The organism is Intestinibacter sp. (assembly GCF_051866655.1).
GTDB lineage: Bacteria > Bacillota > Clostridia > Peptostreptococcales > Peptostreptococcaceae > Intestinibacter.
In genome coordinates, this window is the sequence record NZ_JBJDXL010000202.1 from 1 (window position 1) to 4,911 (window position 4,911).

4 protein-coding genes and 1 pseudogene are annotated in these 4,911 nt (G+C 31.4%); 3 read left to right on the forward strand and 2 right to left on the reverse strand.

Features of this window, described 5'->3' with window-relative positions:
* Positions 1 to 506 (forward strand): annotated as a pseudogene (locus ACI3VO_RS06195) (peptidase T); the annotation flags it as partial.
* 192 nt (positions 507 to 698) lie between these two features.
* A complete protein-coding gene (locus ACI3VO_RS06200) occupies positions 699 to 1,808 on the forward strand; it encodes a C40 family peptidase (protein WP_439757072.1) in 1,110 nt (369 codons plus the stop codon).
* 104 nt (positions 1,809 to 1,912) lie between these two features.
* Here the strand turns inward: ACI3VO_RS06200 and ACI3VO_RS06205 are convergent, their stop codons facing one another.
* Complete coding sequence (locus ACI3VO_RS06205; protein ID WP_439757073.1) at positions 1,913 to 2,671, reverse strand: sulfite exporter TauE/SafE family protein; 759 nt, start codon at positions 2,669 to 2,671, stop codon at positions 1,913 to 1,915.
* A gap of 208 nt (positions 2,672 to 2,879) precedes the next feature.
* On the opposite strand from ACI3VO_RS06205, the gene ACI3VO_RS06210 reads away from it, so the two are divergent.
* On the forward strand, positions 2,880 to 3,755 hold the full coding sequence (locus ACI3VO_RS06210; RefSeq protein ID WP_439757074.1) for a YitT family protein: 876 nt from the start codon (positions 2,880 to 2,882) through the stop codon (positions 3,753 to 3,755).
* Between the two features lie 84 nt (positions 3,756 to 3,839).
* Here ACI3VO_RS06210 and ACI3VO_RS06215 read toward each other — a convergent pair whose 3' ends face one another.
* A complete protein-coding gene (locus ACI3VO_RS06215; RefSeq protein WP_439757075.1) occupies positions 3,840 to 4,778 on the reverse strand; it encodes a D-aminoacyl-tRNA deacylase in 939 nt (312 codons plus the stop codon).
* Between the last annotated feature and the right edge of the window lie 133 nt (positions 4,779 to 4,911).

Here is a 4,911-nt window from a genome sequence, read left to right on the forward strand (position 1 = left end):
CATCTGAATTTCACTCTATGGTACCAAAAGACGAGGTACCAGAAAAAACAAAGGGATACGAAGGTTTTTATATGCTTAACTCAATGAGTGGTGAAGTAGATCAAGCTAAGCTATCTTACATACTTAGAGATTTTGACTTAGAAAAATTAGAAATAAAGAAAAATAAAATAAGAGAAATCGCTAAAATCCTACAACAAAAATATGGAGAGGATAGAATTTTAGTCGATATAAAAGACAGCTATTACAATATGAGAGAGAAAATAGAACCAGTTATGTATGTAGTTGATTTAGCTAAAGAAGCTATGAAGCAAGCAGATGTAGAGCCAAAAGTAGTTCCAATTCGTGGTGGTACTGATGGTGCGAGACTTTCATATATGGGTCTTCCTACACCTAATTTATTTACAGGTGGATATAATTTTCATGGATATTATGAATATGCAGTTGTAGAAGAAATGTTAAAGGCAAAGGAAGTTATTGTAAATATTGTAAAAAATAACAATAAATAAGTTTGAGATATGTTAAAAGAGCCTGTCTATTAGTTGAAAAATAGCGATTAATAGAGAGGTTCTTTTTTATTGGAAAAAGTTACAACTTATAAAAGTAACAGAAAAGTAACAAAAAACACTTGCAAAAAAGTTACAAAAATGTAACAATATCTATATAAGGTAAAAATTTACTAGAAATGGGGGATTTAAATTATGAGTATAAATAAATCTTATGCAATTGCTAGTGCTGCTGTTATGGCATCTGCAATAGTAATGCCATTAGCGGATATATCTCAAGTAGAGGCAGCAAGCCAAACTATAACAGTGACAGCGAGAGTAAACTTTAGAAAAGGACCTTCTATGGATTACTCTGTAATAAAAAAATTATACAAAGGATATGAATTAACTTATTTAGGTCAAAAAGGAAATTGGATCAATGTAAAATACGGAAATGATACTGGTTATGTCCACAAGGATTATGTTACATCTTTAAAAACTGTAACAGCAAACGTAAATTTTAGAACAGGACCATCGACTAGCTACTCTAGAATAACTACAATTTCAAAAGGAAGCTATGTAGAGGTTCTAGGCACTAGTGGAAATTGGGTAAAAGCAAAATACAACAGTAAAACTGGATATATATACAAGGACTATGTATCAGGCTACAGTTCATCAAGTGGGGCTTCTCAAAGTAGCGGAACTACTAAGTACGTAAATGCTACAGTGGGATTAAATGTAAGAACAGGACCATCAACTAGCTATTCTAAAATAGGAAAATTAGACTATCAAGAAAAAGTAACAGTTTTATCGACATCTAATGGTTGGTCTAAAATAAACTATAATGGAAAAACAGGATATGTAGATAGTTCATATTTACAAAGCTCTAAACCGTCTTCAAGTTCAAGTTCAACAAGTGGTAGTGGTAGCTCTAGTTCAGTATCAACAAGTGCGAGTGCAGTAGTTGCTTATGCTAAGAGTCAGCTTGGAAAACCATATGTATGGGGAGCCCAAGGACCAAATAGCTTCGACTGTTCAGGATTTACATATTATGTATTTAAAAATAAAGCAGGAATAACTCTACCTAGAACTTCAAGTGCACAAAGTAAATACGGTACATATGTAAGTAAGAGTAATTTGAGAGCAGGAGATTTAGTATTTTTTGATACTAATGGCTCAAATAATGGGGCTGTATCACATGTCGGACTTTACATAGGAGATGGAAAGATAATACATGCATCTTACAGTCAGAAGAAAATAGCAATTGCAGATTTTAATAGTAGTTATTATCAAAACGCTTATGTAAATGCTAGAAGAGTTTTATAGAATATAGAAATTATAAAAGTCAGTAGTATGGGAAATTCCATCTTACTGACTTTTTGAATAAATATCAAATTTGAATCATAAAATAACATAAGAGCTAATAGCCTTTAAATCATTTCTAATATTGTTTTTCCTAATAAAAGAACTACGACTACGACCATCATAGGTCTTATGAATTTTATTCCGTTTTTTATGGCTAGGCTTGAGCCAATATAACTTCCAGCTATATTGAATATAGCACAAGGTATAGCAAATTGGAAATAGATACTTCCAGAGATAAAATATCCGATTACAGATGCGTAATTAGACATTAAATTTAATAGCTTTGCATTTCCTGATGCTGTTGTTATTTCGTATTTAAGTATAAGTGCAAATGCCATAATAGCGATAGTTCCAGTACCTGGACCGAATAAACCATCATAGCCACCGCAGATAAATCCTATTAATAATGCTAAAAATGAGCTTTTTTTCTTTTGAGTATCTTCAGAGTCTTTTATTTCGATTTTGTTTAATCTAAATAAAATAATAAATGCCATAATAGGAAGTATTATTATAAGCATTTTTTTCAACAAATCATTATCTAAAAGAAGTACAATTTTTGTGGCTATTCCTGCGCCTATGAAAGCGCCGATTGCAGATACGACTGCAACCTTTAAATCAAGAGCTCCTTCTTTGAAATATTTCACTGTGGCTAAAGTAGTTCCACATGAATTAGAAAATTTATTACATCCATATACGAAATGCATAGGCATCCCTGTAGCCATATACGCAGGTATTGAAATTAATCCACCACCACCTGCTACAGAATCAACAAATCCAGCTAAAAACATAAATGGACATAAGAGAAATAAATGAGTTAACTCCATAAATATAATCCTTTCTAGTTGTATAATATATCGATTAATTAAAATAACATACATAATTATTATATATTAAATCCATATTTTGTAAATGTGGGAGGGTCGAAAATGTTAAAAAATTGTAAAAAATATAAAAAATAAAGAGGATTTTATAAGAAAGTATAAAATTTATATTTTGGATACTTATAATCTAAATAAGAAAAGGGGTATTAGTATGACGAATCAGAGTAACAACAAAAGTCTACTAGATCAATTCATTTCTTTTTTACTCATTACTATTGGTGCTGCCTTTGCAGCTGTAGCCCTAGAAATATTTTTAGTTCCTAATAATATAATTGACGGTGGTATAATAGGTATATCTATCATGTTGAGTTATGTGACTAAGATTCAATTAAGTATACTTACTTTGGTATTAAATATACCATTTTTGATTTTAGGATATAAACAATTAGGAAAAAGCTTTTTAATAAAAGCTGCTTATGCAATGGTAGTATTTTCTATTTTATTAGAGCAATTTAAACCTGTAGAAGAATTGACAAATGATATATTACTTGCAACAGTTTTTGGAGGAGTCTTATTAGGTATTGGTGTTGGTTTTGTAATTAGATACGGAGCATGCTTAGATGGTACAGAGGTAGTCGCTATATTGATCAGCAAGAAGATGTCATTTTCTGTAGGTCAAGTAGTTATGTTCTTTAACTTCTTTATATATGCTACAGCTAGCTTGTTATTCGGATGGGATAGAGCATTGTATTCTATTCTTACTTATTTTATAACCTTTAAAATTATCGATATGGTATCTGAGGGTCTAGAACAGGCAAAAGCAGCTATGATTATAACTAACCACGGTGAAGAGATTGCAAATAGTATATACAAGCATCTAGGTAGAACAGTTACAATGCTAGAAGGTGAAGGGCTTATAAGCGGTAAAAAGGTCGTTTTATATGCAGTTGTGACGAGAATAGAAATTCCAGAGCTTAAGCGAATAGTGGCAGCAGATGATTATTCTGCTTTTGTGACAATAACTGATGTAAATGAGATAGTTGGAAAACATATTAAAAAGAAAAAGAATGAGAGTACAGTAGATTAAAGCTTTAAAATTGAAAAAATAAATGGGAGTATATAAAACGAGTCTGTTTATATAGCTCCCTTATTTTGTTTTATTTTAATAATTTTATAGTGGTAAATCTTTAGGATTTTTTAGTTTTTTATACTTAAAAACTGGTATACCTAGCTCTTCTCCAAGCTTTTTAACTTGATTCTTATATGCTGATTTTATGTTATCGTGGAAAACTATTCCGTCTACCTTCATAGAGATTGACTCAACGCATTTCTTTAGGTATTGATAGTTTTCATCCTTGTCGTATTCACCTTGAACCATCCATTGGCCAGATAATACATGTCCAATTGAAATTGGTTTTTCTGTGTTTAATATTATATTTGAAAAGCTCTCTTCAAAGTGCATTCCACCTGTGCAAAGTAAAACCTTGATATCATTTAAGGAAGGATCCTTTTCATTGTCAAAAACTCTTAAAAGAGAATTTGCAAGTATGCATACTGCAATTGGATTTTTCCAGCTTTCAAGCGTACTGCCTATTTCTATGTCGAATATAGGAACTTGGTATTTATCTATTAGGTTTATATCTTGACCTTGGATAGTACCAGTCCAATGTGTAGCCTCTGTCATTGTCGTAAAATCATCTAATCCCTCTTTTACACGGTTTTCTTCTATTGCAAGTAGTAGATTTCTAAGGTAAATTGGATTTGATGGAGCAAATACCTTGCCTACTACATCTCCTGTTGAATGAACAGTAAGTATTTTGTCTGGGGCATTTTTACCACCGTGCCAGTTTACAACTCCTGCCACATCGTAATCTCCAAAATATTTATTTAGAAGAGGTATGTATAAATCGTAGTCATAGCTCAAAACCTTGTCAGTTTCTACATATGAAAATAAATTACCCATATCATCTGTGTATTCGTATACATCTCTATCTGCAAATTTAAAATCAGCAAGCTTTAAATCGTAATTTCCCTTTGAATAATCTAACACTCTCGGTGCGACTTCATCTCTTTCGTAATCTGTACAGAAAAAATATACAGCTTTTTTCATCGCTTTATCCTCCTTGGTATTAAGTAAAATATTTTTTATTAATTAGTCTATAATTTTAAACAAAAGGACTATAATTTCTTCCATCATATACGATTTCATCGTATCCTTTAGGATCAGTATTTCCTTCTGTGCT

Excerpts from the sequence above, each read along its gene's own strand:
- ACI3VO_RS06215 (WP_439757075.1), bottom strand. The coding sequence starts at position 4,778 with ATGAAAAAAGCTGTATATTTTTTCTGTACAGATTACGAAAGAGATGAA.
- ACI3VO_RS06205 (WP_439757073.1), bottom strand. The coding sequence starts at position 2,671 with ATGGAGTTAACTCATTTATTTCTCTTATGTCCATTTATGTTTTTAGCT.
- ACI3VO_RS06210 (WP_439757074.1), top strand. The coding sequence starts at position 2,880 with ATGACGAATCAGAGTAACAACAAAAGTCTACTAGATCAATTCATTTCT.
- ACI3VO_RS06200 (WP_439757072.1), top strand. The coding sequence starts at position 699 with ATGAGTATAAATAAATCTTATGCAATTGCTAGTGCTGCTGTTATGGCA.